The organism is Streptomyces sp. CRN 30 (assembly GCF_034105845.1).
Genome location: NZ_JAVRHI010000509.1, coordinates 13110 through 30178 on the forward strand (window position 1 = coordinate 13110; position 17069 = coordinate 30178).

Consider the following 17069-nt stretch of genomic DNA (forward strand, 5'->3'; position numbering starts at 1 on the left):
CTAGGACACGCCGTGCGGGGATGGGGACCGGCCCCGGGTTCCCCACCGGTCCGTGGTTCAACCCGGCGGGTTCGTCCGTCCGCCGCTGTCCGGCCGGTCCGCGTCCCCGCCGGGCCCCAGCAGCCCGGTGGGGGCGAGCGGCTGCCGGGCGGCCAGCCGGGGCAGTTCGCGGCGCGTCACGCGCAGGACGACGGGCGGCAGCGCGGTACGGACCGCCTGGACGGCGACGAGCCACCGCGGCACGTACACCGAGGTGCGCCGCCGCTCCACGGCGCGCGCCAGCCGGGCGGCGACCCGCTCCACCGGGAGCGAACGGTCGGAGGGCGGCGGCATCCAGGCGCGCAGTCCGCGCATGACCGGGTACCGGTCGGCGTCGCGGATCATGTCGGTGTCGATCCAGCCGGGGTAGGCGATGCCCACCGCGACGCCGTCGGCGGCCAGTTCGGCCCGCAGCGCGTGGGCGAAGGCCTCCACACCCGCCTTGGACGCGCAGTAGGCGCTCATCATCGGCGCCGCGCCGAGGGAGGCCAGGGAGGCGACCTGGAGGTAGTAGCCCGCCGTGTCCCGCAGGTCGGACAGGAAGGTGCGGGCGGTGAGCGCGCTGCCCACCAGGTCGACGTCGACGGCCCGGCGCCAGGACGCCATGTCCGTGTCGGCGAAGAGGCCGCCCTCGGCGACCCCGGCGTTGGCGACGACGACCGACGGCCGTCCCAGGCGTGCGCGCACCTGCCGGCCGGCGTCCGCCATGGCCGGCTCGTCGGTGACGTCGACCTCCCAGGCCGCCGCCCGGGTGGGCAGTGCGTCCGCGAGGGCCTCCAGCCGCTCCTTCTCGTGTCCCAGCAGGGCGACCCTCGCTCCCCGCCGGGCGAGCTCGTGCGCCAGCGCGGCGCCCAGTCCTCGTGCGGCGCCGGTCACCACCACGGTGCGGTCCCGCAACGGTCCGTGCTCCACCGGCTCCTCCTGTCGGTCGGTCACGCAGGTCCTGTCCGTCATGACACGGGTACGCGTTCCCCTTTCAGCTCTTTCCTCGCTTTTCTCGCTTTCTTCGCTCGCGCTCCTGGTCCCCCACGCTCCCGCGGTCTTCCCCGTCTCGGAGCGCGCGTGGTGGGTACCCGGCGTCGTACGGGGCTGTGGTCGCTCCCCGTAACCAGACAACCTTCCGTCTCGGCGATCGGAGTCTCGCAATGACGCAGAACGCGGATGACGCGGCTATGAGCACGAGCGCAGATCCGCGCGACCTGCGCCCGCTCGGCCTGCGCACCGCACAGCTGAACGGGCGCGGCGTGTACGAGCAGGACGTGCTCGTGCAGGAGCAGGACATCCACGTGCACGAACACGAGCACGAGCTGCCCCGCGACCGCAACCAGGCGATCCTCGAAGCGGCCAAACAGGTCGGCGCGCTGCTGAAACGCCAGGGGCACCCGTTCGCGCTGGCGGGCAGCGTCGCCGTGTACGCGCACGGCGGCAGCGGCAACCTCCAGCACGACGCGGACTTCTGTGTCCGCCCCGAGGACGCCGAAGCGGTGGCCGCCACGCTGCAGGAGGCCGGGCTGCTGGTCTACACACCGCCCGAGGACTGGCTGATCAAGGCCAAGTGCCTCGGCCAGGACGTGGACGTCATCTTCGAACTGGCGCACCAGCCGGTCACCCTGGAGATGCTCGACCGGGCGGAGGAACTGCCCGTCGACTCGGTCCGGATGCCGGTGCTCGCGCCCACCGACCTGATGAGGAGCCTGCTCGGGGCCTTCTCCGAGCACTACTGCGACTTCGGTTCGGTCCTGCCGATCGCGCGGGCGCTGCGCGAGAAGATCGACTGGGCCGAGGTCCGGCGCGACTGCGGTGCGGCGCCCATGCCCGCCGCCTTCCTCTTCCTCCTGGAGCGCCTGGACGTCATCGCCCCGCATGAGGAGCACTGATGAACGAGCACAGCACACCGCGGCAGCCCGCGGGCGACGCCCCGCAGGACCGGAACGTACAGAACCTGGACTACCGCGTCGCCCACCTGCGGGACCGCCTCGCGAAGGGGGACTCCGCGGAGCTCGGCGTGCGGGTCGAGGCCCGCGGTCCGGCCGTCCTGCTCACCGGCACGGTGCCCTCGGCCCAGTGCCGCGACCAGGTCCTCGCGACCGCCGAGGAGGAACTGGCCGGAGTACCGGTCCACAGCGACATCGTGATCGCGGAGACGGACTCTCCCGACCACGCGGAGGAGCTCGCATGATCAGGGTCGCAGCCGTAGGAGACATCCACATGGGGCCCGAGAGCCAGGGAGTGCTCCGGCCCGCGTTCGACACCCTGCCCGACTGTGCCGACATCCTGCTGCTGGCCGGCGACCTCACCCGGCACGGCACGCCGGAGGAGGCCCGGGTCGTGGCCGAGGAGGTCAGGGGCCTGCCCGTCCCGGTCGTCGCCGTCCTGGGCAACCACGACCACCACGACGACCGGCCCGAGGAGGTCACCGAGATCCTCCAGGACGCGGGCGTGCACGTGCTGGAGGGACGGGCGACCGTCGTGAGCACCGCCCACGGCCGGATCGGCGTGGCCGGCACCAAGGGCTTCGGGGGCGGTTTCGTGGGCCGCAGCGCCGGGGAGTTCGGCGAGCCGGTCATGAAGGAGTTCGTGCGGTACTCCCGCCGCTGCGCCGACGGGCTGCGCCGGTCCCTGGAGGAGCTGGGCGAGCAGGGCTGCGACGCCCGCGTCGCCCTCACCCACTTCTCCCCCGTCGCCGAGACGCTGGCCGGCGAACCACTGGAGATCTACCCGTTCCTCGGCAGCTACCTGCTGGCGGAGGCGATCGACACGGCGGGCGCGGACCTCGCGGTCCACGGGCACGCCCACGCCGGCTCCGAGCACGGGATGACCAGCGGCGGCGTCCGGGTGCGCAACGTGGCGCAACCGGTCATTCGGCGCGCCTTCAACGTGTACCACCTGCAGACCCCCGAGCCCGAACCGGCCGCGGCACCCGCCGGCGGCGGGCACGCGTGGCAGTCGGCCGAGGACCCCGCGCCGGGGTTCATGACGTGACGGTGTGACAGCCCGGCCGAGCGCTCCGGCCCGTCCGCCGCGACGACGGGCCGGAGCGCTTCGTCCTGCCCGTCGGGCGGGGCGGATGACAGACTGACGCAATGGAAGAACGCGTAATCGAGAGATCGGGTCAGTGGGTGTCGGCCGTGGGTCTCGGCACCTGGCAACTGGGCGCCGACTGGGGCGACGTGGACGACCGGGAGGCCCAGTCGGTGCTGGAGGCGGCGGCCGAGTCCGGGGTGACCTTCTTCGACACGGCCGACGTGTACGGGGACGGGCGCAGCGAGCAGACCATCGCCGGCTTCCTGCGGAGCCGGCAGGACCTGCACGTGCTGGTCGCCACGAAGATGGGCCGCCGGGTCGAGCAGATCCCCGAGAACTACGTCCTGGACAACTTCCGCGAGTGGAACGACCGTTCGCGGCGCAACCTCGGCGTGGACTGCGTCGACCTGGTGCAGCTGCACTGCCCGCCGACGTCCGTCTACTCCTCGGACGCGGTGTTCGACGCCCTGGACAAGCTCGTCGAGGAGGAGCGCGTCTCCGCGTACGGCGTGAGCGTGGAGACCTGCGCGGAGGCGCTCACCGCGATTCGGCGGCCGGGCGTGGCGAGCGTGCAGATCATCCTCAACCCGTTCCGGATGAAGCCGCTGCTGGAGGTCCTGCCGGCGGCCCAGGAGGCGGGCGTGGGCATCATCGCGCGGGTGCCGCTCGCCTCCGGCCTGCTGTCGGGGAAGTACACCAAGGACACGGTCTTCGCCGAGAACGACCACCGCACGTTCAACCGGCACGGTGAGTCCTTCGACCAGGGCGAGACCTTCTCCGGTGTCGACTACGCGACGGGGGTCGAGGCGGCCGCCGAGTTCGCGGCCCTCGTCCCCGAGGGGTACACCCCGGCCCAGCTGGCGCTGCGCTGGATCGTCCAGCAGCCGGGCGTCACCACCGTCATCCCCGGTGCCCGCTCCCCCGAGCAGGCCCGGGCCAACGCGGCCGCCGCCAAGCTCCCGCCGCTGACCGACGAGACGCTCGCCGCGGTCCGCGACCTGTACGACCGCCGGATCAAGGAGCAGGTCGAGGGCCGCTGGTAGTCCCGCCCGCACGGCACGGCACGAGAACACGGCGCAGGAGCAGCCTCGCGGGCTGCTCCTGCGCCGTGTCCGGGTACGGCCCCTCGGCCGGCGGTCAGATGCGGCCGCCGGTCCACCGTGTGACGGGGCCGTACGAGTGACGCTCCGCGCGGCGGCCCACCGCGTAGGACGCGGCGGTCAGCACGGTGACGCCCGCTCCCACGCCCGCGGCGATCAGCTTGCGGTGCTTCAGCACCGTCCAGGCCGTCTTCGCGGTGGCCGCCACCTGCCCCGAGGCCGTGACGATGGCCTGACGGCCCGTCTCGACGCCCTTGGCCGCGGCCTGCGCGGCCCCGGACGTCACCTCGGCCGACCGCTCGGCGGCGGACGTGGTGGCCGACTTGGCCGCCGACGTCGCGCCCTCCGCCTTCGCGGCGGCGGTCTTCGCGGACCGGGAGGCGGGAGCCGTCGCCTTGTCCGTGGCCTGTCGGGCCTTGGACGCGGCCGTCCGCGTGGATTCGGTCTTCCGGCTCGTGTTCTCGTTCGCTCCACTCATGGACACCGCTTTGCCGCTCGCCCGGACCGCAAACACGGTGATTCACACGGCACTTGCGAGAGTGTGGAGGGCTTCCGCCGGCTCCCGCGCACCCGCCACGCCCTCCCGCCCGCGCGCCCGCCCACCGCTACCGTCCGGATTCCACTCGTCACTCCCCGTACAGGCGCGGCGTTCACCACGTGCCGGTCCGTGTCGGCTGCCGCAGCCTGGATACGCGATCCGACAGCAACTTGTCCCCCCGCGGAAGGCCATCGACCTCATGGGCAGCCAGCGACACGACGCGACGCCGGGCGGCGACTCCGCCACGGCCACGGCGGACCGTCACCACTCCGACGTGACCCTCCACGTCAACGGCACACCACGGACCCTGACGCTGGACCACCGGCGCGCGCTGCTGGACGTCCTGCGGGAGGACCTGGACCTCACCGGCGCCAAGAAGGGCTGCGACCACGGCCAGTGCGGCGCCTGCACGGTCCTGGTCGACGGCCGCCGGGTCAACAGCTGCCTGCTGCTCGCCGTCTCGCTCGACGGGAGTGAGGTCGTCACCGTGGAAGGACTCACCGACGGGTCCGGCGGCGGGAACGAGGCGGACGGCGCGGACGGCGCGGGCATCCACCCCCTCCAGCAGGCGTTCCTCGACCGTGACGCCTTCCAGTGCGGCTACTGCACGCCCGGGCAGATCTGCTCCGCCCTGGGGGCGATCGACGAGGCCGCGGCGGGCCACCCGTCGCACGTCACCGATCCCGGCACACCCTCGGGCGCTCCGGTGCCACTGGACCGGGACGAGATCCGCGAGCGGCTCAGCGGCAACCTCTGCCGCTGCGGCGCCTACCCGCACATCGTCGACGCGGTCGAGGACGTGATCCGGTGAAGGCGTTCGCGTACGTACGGGCCGGCAGCGTCGAGGAGGCGGCCGAGGCGTACGCGTCCCGCCCCGGCGCCCGGTACCTCGGCGGGGGCACCAACCTCGTCGACCTGATGAAACTGGGTGTGGAGGAGCCGCCCGCCCTCATCGACGTCGGCCGGCTGCCCCTGGACACGGTGGAGGAGCTGCCCGACGGCTCGTTGCGCATCGGGGCCACGGTCCGCAACAGCGACGCGGCCGCTCACCCCGCCGTGCGGGACCGCTGGCCGGCCCTGTCCCAGGCACTGCTCGCGGGCGCCTCGGGCCAGCTGCGCAACGCGGCGACGACCGGCGGCAACCTGCTCCAGCGCACGCGCTGCCCGTACTTCCAGGACGTCTCCAAGCCCTGCAACAAGCGGCAGCCGGGCAGCGGCTGCGCCGCCCGCGGGGGCGTCCACCGTGACCACGCGGTCCTCGGGCACTCCGAGCACTGCATCGCCACCCACCCCTCCGACATGGCGGTGGCCCTCGCGGCCCTCGACGCCCGGATCGAGCTGTACGGGGCACGGGGCGCGCGGAGCGTGCCCGCGGCCGGGTTCCACCGGCTGCCCGGTGAGCACCCGGAGCTGGACACCGAGATCCGTCCCGGCGAGCTCGTCACGGGGGTGGTGCTGCCGGCCGCCACGGCCGGGCTGCCGTCCGCGTACCGCAAGGCCCGCGACCGCGCCTCGTACGCCTTCGCCCTCGCCTCCGTCGCCGCCGTCCTCCGTGTCGAGGACGGGGTGGTCCGGCACGTGGGCATCGCCTTCGGCGCGCTGGCGCACCGGCCGTGGCGGGCCGAGCGGGCGGAGGCCGCGCTGCTGGGCGCGGCCCCCACCAGGGACGCCTTCGAGCACGCCCTCGATCTGGAGCTCGAGGCCGCCGAGCCGTTCCCGGACAACGCCTACAAGGTGCCCCTGGCCCGCAACGTCGGCGTGGACGTCCTGACCCGCCTGGCACCGCCCACCGCGTCCTGACCCCCTCGCGTCGGCACGCGTCGGCACGCTTCGAAGGTCCGAAGGAGAATCCCATGGCCGACTCCCCGGCCCACCCCTTGGCCAACCCGATGGCCACCCCCATGGCACAGCCGCACACCGCCACCGGCGCTCCCGCCGAGCGCCGGGAAGGGCGGCAGAAGGTCACCGGCACCGCCCGCTACGCCGCCGAGCACCACCTGCCCGGGCGGGCCCACGCCTGGCCCGTGCAGGCCACGGTCGCCCGCGGCCGCGTCCGCGCCGTCGACACGGCGGGCGCCCTCGGCATGCCGGGCGTCCTCACCGTGCTCACCCACGAGGACGCGCCCCGGCTGGCCGAGCCGGACGACCCCACCCTCGCCGTCCTGCAGGACGCCCGGGTGCCGCACCACGGCTGGTTCGTCGCCCTGGTGGTCGCCGAGACCCTGGAGCAGGCGCGCGCCGCCGCCGCAGCGGTCCGCGTCCACTACGCGGAGGAGGAGCACGACGTGACCCTCACCGAGGACCATCCCGCCTCCTACGCCCCCGAGGAGGCCAACGGCGGGCAGCCCGGCACCCGGGAGCGCGGCACGCCCGACGCCGGCTTCGCCGCCGCGCCCGTCCGGGTCGACGCCTGCTACCGGGTGCCGCCCCTGCACAACCACCCGATGGAGCCGCACACGTCCACCGCCCACTGGGACGGGGAGCGGCTCGTCGTGCACACCTCCAGCCAGGGCACCACGAAGGTGCGGCAGACGCTCGCCACCCTGTTCGAGCTGCCGGAGCAGCGGATCACCGTCACCGCCGAGCACGTCGGCGGCGGCTTCGGGTCGAAGGGGACGCCACGTCCGGACGTGGTGCTGGCCGCGATGGCCGCCCGGCGGGCCGGCCGTCCCGTCACCGTGGCCCTCCCCCGCCGCCAGCTCGCCACCGTCGTGGGACACCGCGCCCCCACCCTGCAGCGCCTCCGCCTCAGCGCCGGCCGGGACGGCCGGCTGACCTCCCTCATCCACGAGGTCGCCACCCACACCTCGCAGATCAAGGAGTTCGTCGAGCAGGCCGCCGTGCCGTCCCGCGTCATGTACGGCTCGCCGCACAGCCGCACCTCCCACCGGGTGACGCCGCTGGACGTGCCGAGCCCGTCCTGGATGCGCGCGCCGGGCGAGGCGCCGGGGATGTACGCCCTGGAGTCGGCCATGGACGAACTGGCCGGTGAGCTCGGCATGGACCCCGTCGAGCTGCGGATCGTCAACGACACGGACCGCGAGCCCGACAGCGGCAGGCCGTTCAGCAGCAGGCACCTGGCGGACTGCCTGCGGGAGGGCGCCCGCCGCTTCGACTGGGCGGGCCGGGAGGCCCGGGCGCGGGCCTCCACCGGGGAGCTGCTGGTGGGGTCCGGCGTGGCATCCGCCACGTACCCGGTCATGGTGTCGCCGTCCACCGCGACCGCGCACGCCCTGCCCGACGGCTCCTTCGTCGTCCGGGTCAACGCGGCCGACATCGGTACGGGTGCCCGCACCGTGCTCGCCCAGGTCGCCGCCGACGCGCTGGGCGTCCCGCTGGAGCGGGTGCGCACCGAGGTCGGCAGCAGCGACCTGCCCGCGGCCCCGCTGGCCGGCGGGTCGTCCGGCACGGCGTCCTGGGGCTGGGCCGTGCACGAGGCGTGCACCCGGCTGGCGGGCCGGCTGGCCGCCCACACCGGGCCCGTCCCCGCGGACGGGCTGAGCTCCCGCGCCGACACCAGCGGCACGGCGGACGCGGAGAGCGACTACGCCCGGCACGCCTTCGGCGCGCACTTCGCGGAGGTCGCCGTCTCCACGGTCACCGGGGAGGTCCGGGTGCGCCGGCTGCTGAGCGTGTACGCCGCCGGCCGCATCCTGAACGCGCGCACCGCGCGTTCCCAGTTCGTCGGCGGCATGGTCATGGGACTGGGTATGGCGCTGACCGAGGGCAGCACGGTGGACCCGGCCTTCGGTGACTTCGCCGAGCGCGACCTCGCCTCCTACCACGTGCCCGTCCACGCCGACGTGCCCGCGATCGAGGCGCACTGGATCGACGAGGACGACCCGCACCTCAACCCGATGGGCAGCAAGGGCATCGGTGAGATCGGCATCGTCGGCTCGGCCGCGGCCATCGGCAACGCCGTCCACCACGCCACCGGGGTCCGCTTCCGCGAGCTGCCGCTCACGCCGGACCGCATCCTGACCGCCCTGCGGGAACAGCAGCACGCGGGACACGTGGCCATAATGTGATCCACCTGCCGGTGGTCCCGTCCGCGGGCGTCTGACGTGGGCGGACCATACTGGGAGGCGCATCCGACGTCCATCCGCTCCGTCTGCTCAGAGAGAACCATGGCGAAATCCCCCGCTGCCCCTGCCACGGCACCCGACAGCGTCTGGCTGGCGCGCGGGCACCATACGGGCTCCCCCGCCGAGGAGCTGGTCCGCCGCCGTCTGGCGGAGCTGAAGAGCGCCGGGGTGATCCACGACCACCTGGAGTTCGACGACCCGGAGGAGACGGCCGGCCGGCACGTCTTCGAGGCCCGATGGCTGGTCGCCGGCGACATAGTGGTACGGGCACGCCTCACGGTGGAGCCGCCGGACGGCGAGGGCGCACAGGAGTGGGTGCTCGCGGCGGAGGCGGAGTGGTCCTGGAAGCTGGACTGGATCTCACCCGCCACCGTCTTCTGGCCCGAGGAGCCCGTCGGCGGGTCCGCCGCCTGGGACCAGGACGTGGTGGCGGGGCTCCGCCTGCGCGGTACGAACCGGCTGCCCACGGACGAGAAGCAGCTGCGCCGCCTGCTCAAGGACTGCGTCCGGCAGAGCTGGAACATCCACGTGGTCGTCCACGAGGCCATGACCCCGGACGAGCGGGGGCTGCGGCCGCTGGCACCGCTGCTGCCGCCCGGGCTGCGGCACCGCGTCGTGGAGCACCGGGCCGCCCCGGACCAGTTCCAGGTCGTCAACTGGGCCCTCGGTGACCTGGGCGTACGGGTGCCGCGCGGCGGTGCCGTCGTCCTGCCGGGCACGCCCGCGCGGCCCGGTTACGACGCCGAGGACTTCGCGGTCCGCACCGTGTTCCTGGACGGCTCGGAACCCACCGAGCTCATCGACACGGTGGTGCGGTACGCCTCCCTGCCCAGACCGCTGCCCGCGTGGGCCGGGGAGGCCGTCACCGAGCTGCGCGAGCAGTGGCACCTGCTGACGGTCGAGGAGGAGCTGGACCACGCCCGCCGTCTCGTGGCCGCGTACGCGGAGGCCCTGGAGGCCATGACGAAGTCGCGGGACCTGTACCGGGAGGCCGCCGACCGGGCCCACGAGGCGCTGGCCGCGTACCGGGAGGAGGGCCCCGGACCGGTCCCGGCGCCGCGCGAGGAGCCCCGTCCACGTGAACGTTTCTCCCTGCGCACGCTGGCGAAGCCCCTGGAGCGTGCGCGGGCCGGGCTGCTCGGCACGCCGGGCGACGGGGACGCACCCGCCGCCGCCCCGTCCGCACCCGCACCCGAGCGCGAGGAGGTCAAGGAGAGCACGTAACATGAGGCGGCAGTGACCTCTGGTCACGGTTGGCCATAAGCGCGGTTGATGAGGTCATAGATCAGACCTGCATACCAGCTTAGGTTCACCTTAGTTTAGGGTTGCCCACGAGTCGTCTTTCATCGCTCGAAGGGAACCTGATCATGTCCCGCCCCCTGCGGGTAGCCATTGTCGGAGCCGGCCCCGCCGGGATCTACGCCGCCGACGCGCTGCTGAAGTCCGACGTGGCCGCCGGCCCCGGTGTCTCCATCGACCTCTTCGAGCGGATGCCCGCGCCGTTCGGACTGATCCGTTACGGCGTCGCCCCCGACCACCCCCGCATCAAGGGCATCATCACCGCCCTGCACCAGGTGCTCGACAAGCCGCAGATCCGTCTCTTCGGCAACGTCGACTACCCGCGGGACATCAGCCTGGACGACCTGCGCGCGTTCTACGACGCGGTGATCTTCTCCACCGGCGCGACGGCCGACCGCGCGCTGGACATCCCCGGTATCGAGCTGGCCGGCTCCTACGGCGCCGCCGACTTCGTCTCCTGGTACGACGGCCACCCCGACGTACCGCGCACCTGGCCGCTGGAGGCCGAGAAGGTCGCCGTCCTCGGCGTCGGCAACGTCGCCCTCGACATCGCGCGCATCCTCGCCAAGACGGCGGACGAGCTGCTGCCGACCGAGATCCCGGCCAACGTCTACGAGGGCCTGAAGGCCAACAAGGCGCTGGAGGTGCACGTCTTCGGGCGCCGCGGCCCGGCGCAGGCCAAGTTCAGCCCGATGGAGCTGCGGGAGCTGGACCACTCCCCCAACATCGAGGTCGTCGTCGACCCCGAGGACATCGACTACGACGACGGCTCGATCGCCACCCGGCGCGGCAACAAGCAGGCCGACATGGTCGCCAAGACCCTGGAGAACTGGGCGATCCGCGATGTCGGCGACCGGCCGCACAAGCTGTTCCTGCACTTCTTCGAGTCGCCCGTCGAGATCCTCGGCGAGGACGGCCGCGTCGTCGGCCTGCGCACCGAGCGCACGGAGCTGGACGGCACCGGCAACGTCAAGGGCACCGGCACCTTCAAGGACTGGGACGTCACCGCGGTCTACCGGGCCGTCGGCTACCTCTCCGACAAGCTGCCCAAGCTGCCCTGGGACGTCGCGACCGGCACGGTGCCCGACGAGGGCGGCCGGGTGATCGAGGAGGGCGGCGCCCACCTGCAGTCGACCTACGTCACCGGCTGGATCCGCCGGGGTCCGGTGGGTCTGATCGGTCACACCAAGGGCGACGCCAACGAGACGGTCGCCAACCTGCTGGACGACTACCGCAACGACCGGCTGCACACGCCCACCGCGCCCGACCCGGGGGCCGTGGACGCCTTCCTCGGCGAGCGGAACGTCCGCTTCACCACCTGGGACGGCTGGTACAAGCTGGACGCCGCCGAGAAGGCGCAGGGCGAGCCGCACGGCCGCGAGCGCGTGAAGTACGTCGAGCGTGAGGACATGCTCCGGGAGAGCGGCGCGTAGCTCCGCCCGACCTCGTGACCGCTCGGCCGCTGGAAGGCGGGACCCTCGCCGGGTCCCGCCTTTCGCGTACCGGCCGGGTCACGGCATAAGGTCGGAGGATGGCTAGGTACTTCGACGTGCACCCGGACAACCCCCAGCAGCGCACCATCCGTCAGGTCGCCGACAGCATCCGTGAGGGGGCGCTCGTCGCGTACCCCACGGACTCCTGCTACGCCCTCGGGTGCCGACTCGGCAGTCGTGACGGCATCGAGCGGATCCGGACGATCCGGCACCTCGACGACCGGCACCACTTCACCCTCGTCTGCGAGAACTTCGCCCAGCTGGGGCAGTTCGTCCGCGTCGACAAGGACGTGTACCGCACCATCAAGGCGGCGACGCCCGGCAGCTACACCTTCATCCTGCCCGCGACGAAGGAGGTGCCGCGCCGGCTCCTGCACCCGAAGAAGAAGACCGTCGGGGTGCGCATCCCCGACCACACCGTCACCCAGGCCCTGCTCGCCGAGCTCGGCGAACCGCTGCTGTCGAGCACCCTGCTGCTGCCCGACGAGGACGAGCCGCTGACCCAGGGCTGGGAGATCAAGGAGCGCCTCGACCACGTGGTGGACGCGGTGGTCGACTCCGGCGACTGCGGCACCGAACCGACGACGGTCATCGACTTCTCCGAGGGCGAGCCCGAGATCGTACGGCGGGGGGCGGGCGACACCTCACGGTTCGAGTGAGGGGACGCCCCGCGCCCGGCCGGGGCCCCGTTCAGGTCTGCCGCAGCGGCGCGTACGCGTCGGCGTCCAGGCCGAACGTCCAGGCCACCCCCTCCCGGGCGGTGCGCGTCGTGGGCGGCACCCGCAGCCAGTAGGTGCGGTTCGTGCCGTCCGGTTCGGGCGTCGCGTTGACGACCTCGACCATGACCACGTCCTCGTCGCCGGGCAGGGGTATCCGCCAGAGCACCCCCGCCTCGTCGCGGTGCACCGGCTCCGCCCCGGACTCCTCGAGGTACCGGTCGTAGCCGTAGTGCTCGAGCATCACGCGGCGCAGTTCGGCGTTCTCCTCCGCCCGGACGCGCTCCGGGGTCAGCGCGCCGAGCCCGTCGAGGAACTCACCGGGCACGGGCATCCCGCGCCAGGCGTACAGGGCGAATCCGTCGGCGTGGGCGAGGGCGGGGCCGTCGCCGCGGTCCAGGCGGCCAGCCTCGTCGCGGTGGAGCGCGGTGGGCCGCTCGCTGACCACCGCCACGTTCTCGTACGGCCACCACCAGCCTGCCGTGCGGGCCACCTCGGCCAGTCCGCGCAGTGGAGACTTTGGGCCGGTGTCGAAGGCGGACAGCCAGGCGGCTTCGTGCTGGCCGAGGACCGCGTCCAGCAGGAGCAGCCGGATGCGGGACTCCGCCTCCCGGTCCGGCTGCGGGACCAGCTCCTCGACGACGCCCCGGCGGACACGGTCGACGAGCGGGCGGGTGGCCTCCCACAGGCCGGCGCCCGTGGCGCGCCAGTGGCCGGCCCAGCCCGCCGGCCCCAGCTCCCCGTGGAGACGGTCGCGTGCGGCGGCCATCGGCGCGGTGCGGAGCGCGTCGCGCACACTCGCCCCCTTCTCCGGCAGCGGCTCACCGTCCCCGGACCGCTCCCCCGACAGCAGCCGCACCGCCTCCAGCGGTGAGCGGGCCCAGACGATCCGCGCGGGCTCGTCGAGCCCCGCCGACCGGTAGGCGAGCTCGACACCGGCCTCCGCCGCCGCCCGGTCCCCCGGTCCCGTGGCCGCCGCCACCGTCCGCCACGCCGACTGCTCCGTCACGCCGTTCTCCTCCTCGGTGTACATGTCCCGTTCCCGTGATCTGACGCTGTGTCAGTCCGCGACGATCCGTACCGAACCCGGCACGTACTCGCGCTGCCGCACGACCCGGTACCAGCCCTTCGGCAGGGAGATCGCCGCGTGCTCCTCGTGCACCACCCGCGCGCCCTCCGGGACGTGCAGCAGCATCGGCCCGGCACCGTTCGACTCACGGATCAGCCGGCCCGGGCCCACCACGGCGTGGGCGTGCCCGGTGACCTCGCCGAGGGCGAGCACGAGCCGGCCGCGGGTGTCGCGGGGCTCCGTGGGCGCGCCGCCCGCCTGTTCGGGAACGGCGTCCGCCGCCAGCGGAACGATCAGGACGTCACCTTGCCGGTACATGGGTCTCCCTGCGGTCGGGGCACGTGATGTGCCATGCCGAGGACCGTAGGGGAAGCCACTGACAATCGCCCTTCGGCGGGGTCCGGTGATCGCGTTGTCAGTGGGGCTTGGTAGAACTCCCCTACCCGGTCGGCAGGTTCGCTCCGGGTTCGACGCGTTGGACTGTCGTCCACCGACACGGAACGAGGAACGGGCGCACATGATCGGTGACCACCTGCAGGAGTTCCACGGCCTGCCCGCCTTCGACTTCCCGGACGGGGAGGACGGTCCCGTGGACCCCGCCGGACTGCCGGCCCCGGAGTCGGTGGCCTGGTACGTCCGCGGGGACATCTACGGCAGCGGCGAGAGCTGGGAGAAGGCCTTCGAGCGGTTCCGGACCGCCGTCGACACCACCCGCGTGCGCGCGCTGATCGTGGGCGTCTGGGGCGAGGCGTACGACGGAGGCCCGGAGGAGGTGATCGAGGCACTGGTGCAGGCTCACGATCGACTGCCCGCGCTGCGCGCACTGTTCCTCGGCGACATCACCTACGAGGAGAGCGAGATCTCCTGGATCGCACAGGGCGACGTCACCCCGCTGCTGCGGACCTTCGGGGAACTGGTGGAGCTCGGCGTGCGCGGCGGCAACGACCTGAGACTGGGCCCGGTCCGCCACGAGCGGCTGCGCACGCTGCGGGTGGAGACCGGCGGCATGCCCGCCGAAGCCGTCCGCGGGGTGGCGGCCAGCGACCTGCCCGCCCTGGCACACCTGGACCTGTGGCTGGGCACCCCGGAGTACGGCGGCGACGCCGAGGTCGGCGACCTGGAGCCGATCCTGGCGGGCACCCGCCTGCCTTCCCTGAAGTACCTCGCCCTGCGCAACAGCGAGATGCAGGACGACATCTGCGCGGCCCTCGCCGCCGCACCCGTGGTCGCCCGGCTCGACGTCCTCGACGTCTCGATGGGCACGCTGTCGGACGACGGCGCGTCCGCGTTGCTGACGGGCCAGCCGCTCACCCACCTCAAGGCGCTGGACATGCACTACAACTACCTCAGCGAGGCGATGTGCATCCGGCTGCGGGACTCGCTGGTACCGGCTGGTGTGAAGGTCGACACCGACCCCGACGACGCGAGGGACGACGGTGGCGACGACGACGGGCGCTACGTGTCGGTGGGCGAGTAGCGCACCCGCGCGGCGGACGACGCACCGGCGAGGAACGGCACATGACGAAGGAGCGCACGCACATCGTGACCACGGGGAACGACCTGCGGGACCTGCACGGCCTGCCCACTTTCGCATTCCACGTCCCGGAGGAGACGGCCGGACCCTTCGACCCCTCCGGTTCGCCGGCACCCGATGCGGTGGCCTGGAGGATCGGGACGGAGGGACACGACCGCTGGAGGTGGGAGGACCTCTTCGCCCGCTTCCTGGACACCGTCGACACGACGCGGGTGCGCGCGCTGATCGTGGGTTCCTGGGGCACTCCGTCCCAGGCGGGCCCCCAGGAGGCGATCGAGACGCTGGTGGCGGCGCGTGGCCGGCTGCCCGCCCTGCGGCGGCTCTTCCTCGGTGAGTTCGACCACGAGGTGAGCGAGATCTCCTGGACCCAGCAGGGCGACGTCACCCCGCTGCTGGAGGCCTTCGGCGAGCTGGAGGACTTCGGCGTGCGCGGTGGCGACGGGCTGCGCATCGGCCCCCTGCGGCACGAGCGGCTGCGCAGGCTGAAGGCGGAGACCGGCGGCATGTCCGCCGAGACGGTCCGTGGGGTGGCCGCCTCGGACCTGCCCGCCCTGGAACACCTGGACCTGTGGCTGGGCACCCCGGAGTACGGCGGCGACGCCGAGGTGAGCGACCTCGCGCCGCTCCTGGACGGCACCCGGTTGCCCGCCCTGAAGTACCTCGCGCTGCGCAACAGCGAGATGCAGGACGACATCTGCGCGGCCCTCGCCGCCGCACCCGTGGTCGCCCGGCTCGACGTCCTCGACGTCTCGATGGGCGTCCTGACCGACGACGGCGCCACCGCCCTGCTCACCGGCCAGCCGCTCACCCACCTCAAGGCGCTGGACATGCACCACAACTACCTCAGCGACGCCATACGCGCCCGTCTGCACGACGCCCTGGAACCGGCCGGGGTCCAGGTGAACACCGACCCCGACGGCGCGGAGGACGACGAGGACGAGGAGGACGGCGAGGTCTGGCGCTACGTGGCGGTGGGCGAGTAGCGCGACGCGCACGGCGAACGGAGGGAGGGAGGTCAGCGTGGTCGAGTCGTACAGGTGGGCGGTCGTCGGCAACGGGGGGAACCGGCGGGTGGAGATGTTCACCGAGGCGGCGCGGGCCGCCGGGACCGGCACGCCCCGCCTCGTGGAGTGGCGCGACGTCCTGCGCGACGGCGGCCACGCCTTCGCGGACGACGAGATCGTACGGCTTGACTCGCCGGGCGAGGACGCGGAGGTGGACCGGCACTTGCGCGGGGCCGCCGAGCCCACGCGCGTGGAGGGTTCCGCCCGCTGGTACGCCCGCTTCCTGGCGGCCGTCCGCTCCTTGCGGGGCGGGGTGCGGCTGGACGACCCGGACGAGCTGGCCGTGCTGTTCGACAAGCGGCTGTGCCACGCCCGGCTGACGGCGGCGGGTGTGCCGGTGCCGCCGTCGCCCACCTCCGGCGGGACGCTGCCGGTGCGCGGCTGGGCCGACGTGCGGGCGGCGATGCGGGAGCACGGCATGCCGCGCGTCTTCGTGAAGCCGGCCCACGGCTCCTCCGCGTCCGGTGTGCTGGCCGTGGAGACGGGGGCCGGCGGGCGGATCAGGGCGACGACGTCGGTGGAGGCGACGCCGGGTGGGCTGCACAACTCGCTGCGGGTGCGCCGCTACACCGGCGAGCGCGAGATCGCCGGCATCGTGGACGCGCTGGCACCCGACGGCCTGCACGTCGAGCGCTGGCTGCCCAAGGCCTCCCTCGGCGGCCGGGCCGCGGACCTGCGGGTGGTGGTCGTGGCGGGCCGGGCCACCCACGCCGTCGTCCGCACCAGCCGTACCCCGCTGACCAACCTCCACCTGGGCGGGGCGCGCGGCGACCCGGCGGCGGTCGTCGCGCTGGCGGGCGACAACTGGGCCCGGGCGCTGGCCGTCTGCGAGGAGGCCGCGGCCTGTTTCCCGCGCACGCTGTGCGTCGGCGTCGACCTGCTCCCGGCGACCGGCTGGCGGCGGTTCGCCGTCGGCGAGGTCAATGCCTTCGGTGATCTGCTGCCCCGGCTGACCGGCCTCCCGGGCGGCCCCGCGGAGGGGCTGGACACCTACGCGGCGCAGATCGCCGCCGCGCGGACGGCCGTCCCCCTCTCCCCTCCCACCCCCCGGCACCGCCCCGAACCCGAACCGAGGAACGACCATGCACGTCCCTGAACCCGCGCCGCA

Annotated in this window: 17 protein-coding genes; 13 read left to right on the top strand and 4 right to left on the bottom strand. The window is 73.6% G+C overall.

Annotated features, from left to right (window positions below):
* Positions 1-57: 57 nt before the first annotated feature.
* Positions 58-951 carry an SDR family oxidoreductase gene (locus tag UW392_RS59035; RefSeq protein WP_320783800.1) on the bottom strand — a complete coding sequence of 298 codons (894 nt, stop codon included), beginning with the start codon at positions 949-951 and terminating at the stop codon, positions 58-60.
* Positions 952-1211: 260 nt separating this feature from the next.
* Here UW392_RS59035 and UW392_RS59040 point away from each other — a divergent pair, with 260 nt between their 5' ends.
* The 4 genes from UW392_RS59040 to UW392_RS59055 all read left to right on the top strand — a co-directional run bounded on the left by UW392_RS59040 (position 1212) and on the right by UW392_RS59055 (position 4106).
* Complete coding sequence (locus UW392_RS59040) at positions 1212-1916, top strand: hypothetical protein (protein ID WP_320783758.1); 705 nt, start codon at positions 1212-1214, stop codon at positions 1914-1916.
* Positions 1916-2218 (top strand): BON domain-containing protein, encoded by a 303-nt coding sequence (locus UW392_RS59045; protein ID WP_320783759.1) that lies wholly within the window; start codon positions 1916-1918, stop codon positions 2216-2218. Before UW392_RS59040 ends, UW392_RS59045 begins: the two co-directional genes overlap by 1 nt.
* Entirely contained in the window at positions 2215-3021 is an 807-nt protein-coding gene (locus tag UW392_RS59050; protein ID WP_320783760.1) for a metallophosphoesterase family protein, read from the top strand. The genes UW392_RS59045 and UW392_RS59050 overlap by 4 nt, the downstream gene beginning before the upstream one ends.
* A gap of 101 nt (positions 3022-3122) precedes the next feature.
* The gene (locus tag UW392_RS59055; protein WP_320783761.1) at positions 3123-4106 is read left to right on the top strand and encodes an aldo/keto reductase; all 984 of its coding nucleotides are present in this window, start codon (positions 3123-3125) and stop codon (positions 4104-4106) included.
* Between the two features lie 94 nt (positions 4107-4200).
* Here UW392_RS59055 and UW392_RS59060 read toward each other — a convergent pair whose 3' ends face one another.
* Positions 4201-4641 (bottom strand): hypothetical protein, encoded by a 441-nt coding sequence (locus tag UW392_RS59060; protein WP_320783762.1) that lies wholly within the window; start codon positions 4639-4641, stop codon positions 4201-4203.
* A 259-nt stretch (positions 4642-4900) separates the two neighbouring features.
* Here UW392_RS59060 and UW392_RS59065 point away from each other — a divergent pair, with 259 nt between their 5' ends.
* The 6 genes from UW392_RS59065 to UW392_RS59090 all read left to right on the top strand — a co-directional run bounded on the left by UW392_RS59065 (position 4901) and on the right by UW392_RS59090 (position 12237).
* Positions 4901-5512 (top strand): (2Fe-2S)-binding protein, encoded by a 612-nt coding sequence (locus tag UW392_RS59065; protein WP_320783763.1) that lies wholly within the window; start codon positions 4901-4903, stop codon positions 5510-5512.
* On the top strand, positions 5509-6501 hold the full coding sequence (locus UW392_RS59070) for a xanthine dehydrogenase family protein subunit M (RefSeq protein WP_320783764.1): 993 nt from the start codon (positions 5509-5511) through the stop codon (positions 6499-6501). The genes UW392_RS59065 and UW392_RS59070 overlap by 4 nt, the downstream gene beginning before the upstream one ends.
* Before the next feature lie 101 nt (positions 6502-6602).
* A complete protein-coding gene (locus UW392_RS59075) occupies positions 6603-8729 on the top strand; it encodes a xanthine dehydrogenase family protein molybdopterin-binding subunit (RefSeq protein WP_320783801.1) in 2127 nt (708 codons plus the stop codon).
* Positions 8730-8828: 99 nt separating this feature from the next.
* Positions 8829-10010, top strand: coding sequence for a hypothetical protein (locus tag UW392_RS59080; protein ID WP_320783765.1), 1182 nt, complete (start codon positions 8829-8831; stop codon positions 10008-10010).
* 143 nt (positions 10011-10153) lie between these two features.
* Positions 10154-11518: an FAD-dependent oxidoreductase gene (locus UW392_RS59085; protein WP_320783766.1), complete on the top strand. Its 1365-nt coding sequence runs from the start codon at positions 10154-10156 to the stop codon at positions 11516-11518.
* Between the two features lie 98 nt (positions 11519-11616).
* Entirely contained in the window at positions 11617-12237 is a 621-nt protein-coding gene (locus UW392_RS59090; protein ID WP_320783767.1) for an L-threonylcarbamoyladenylate synthase, read from the top strand.
* 31 nt (positions 12238-12268) lie between these two features.
* Here UW392_RS59090 and UW392_RS59095 read toward each other — a convergent pair whose 3' ends face one another.
* Together UW392_RS59095 and UW392_RS59100 are read right to left on the bottom strand one after the other, a co-directional pair.
* A complete protein-coding gene (locus tag UW392_RS59095; protein ID WP_320783802.1) occupies positions 12269-13303 on the bottom strand; it encodes a DUF6745 domain-containing protein in 1035 nt (344 codons plus the stop codon).
* Positions 13304-13354: 51 nt separating this feature from the next.
* Positions 13355-13681: a hypothetical protein gene (locus tag UW392_RS59100; protein ID WP_320783768.1), complete on the bottom strand. Its 327-nt coding sequence runs from the start codon at positions 13679-13681 to the stop codon at positions 13355-13357.
* 199 nt (positions 13682-13880) lie between these two features.
* Here UW392_RS59100 and UW392_RS59105 point away from each other — a divergent pair, with 199 nt between their 5' ends.
* The 3 genes from UW392_RS59105 to UW392_RS59115 all read left to right on the top strand — a co-directional run bounded on the left by UW392_RS59105 (position 13881) and on the right by UW392_RS59115 (position 17057).
* A complete protein-coding gene (locus tag UW392_RS59105; protein WP_320783769.1) occupies positions 13881-14840 on the top strand; it encodes an STM4015 family protein in 960 nt (319 codons plus the stop codon).
* Positions 14841-14905: 65 nt separating this feature from the next.
* The gene (locus UW392_RS59110; RefSeq protein ID WP_320783803.1) at positions 14906-15880 is read left to right on the top strand and encodes an STM4015 family protein; all 975 of its coding nucleotides are present in this window, start codon (positions 14906-14908) and stop codon (positions 15878-15880) included.
* A gap of 94 nt (positions 15881-15974) precedes the next feature.
* Positions 15975-17057 (top strand): STM4014 family protein, encoded by a 1083-nt coding sequence (locus UW392_RS59115; RefSeq protein WP_414497590.1) that lies wholly within the window; start codon positions 15975-15977, stop codon positions 17055-17057.
* Positions 17058-17069 lie beyond the last annotated feature (12 nt).

Coding starts and splice junctions, on each gene's coding strand:
- UW392_RS59040 (WP_320783758.1), top strand. CDS start 1,212: ATGAGCACGAGCGCAGATCCGCGCGACCTGCGCCCGCTCGGCCTGCGC.
- UW392_RS59045 (WP_320783759.1), top strand. CDS start 1,916: ATGAACGAGCACAGCACACCGCGGCAGCCCGCGGGCGACGCCCCGCAG.
- UW392_RS59050 (WP_320783760.1), top strand. CDS start 2,215: ATGATCAGGGTCGCAGCCGTAGGAGACATCCACATGGGGCCCGAGAGC.
- UW392_RS59055 (WP_320783761.1), top strand. CDS start 3,123: ATGGAAGAACGCGTAATCGAGAGATCGGGTCAGTGGGTGTCGGCCGTG.
- UW392_RS59060 (WP_320783762.1), bottom strand. CDS start 4,641: ATGAGTGGAGCGAACGAGAACACGAGCCGGAAGACCGAATCCACGCGG.
- UW392_RS59065 (WP_320783763.1), top strand. CDS start 4,901: ATGGGCAGCCAGCGACACGACGCGACGCCGGGCGGCGACTCCGCCACG.
- UW392_RS59075 (WP_320783801.1), top strand. CDS start 6,603: ATGGCACAGCCGCACACCGCCACCGGCGCTCCCGCCGAGCGCCGGGAA.
- UW392_RS59080 (WP_320783765.1), top strand. CDS start 8,829: ATGGCGAAATCCCCCGCTGCCCCTGCCACGGCACCCGACAGCGTCTGG.
- UW392_RS59085 (WP_320783766.1), top strand. CDS start 10,154: ATGTCCCGCCCCCTGCGGGTAGCCATTGTCGGAGCCGGCCCCGCCGGG.
- UW392_RS59090 (WP_320783767.1), top strand. CDS start 11,617: ATGGCTAGGTACTTCGACGTGCACCCGGACAACCCCCAGCAGCGCACC.
- UW392_RS59100 (WP_320783768.1), bottom strand. CDS start 13,681: ATGTACCGGCAAGGTGACGTCCTGATCGTTCCGCTGGCGGCGGACGCC.
- UW392_RS59105 (WP_320783769.1), top strand. CDS start 13,881: ATGATCGGTGACCACCTGCAGGAGTTCCACGGCCTGCCCGCCTTCGAC.
- UW392_RS59115 (WP_414497590.1), top strand. CDS start 15,975: ATGTTCACCGAGGCGGCGCGGGCCGCCGGGACCGGCACGCCCCGCCTC.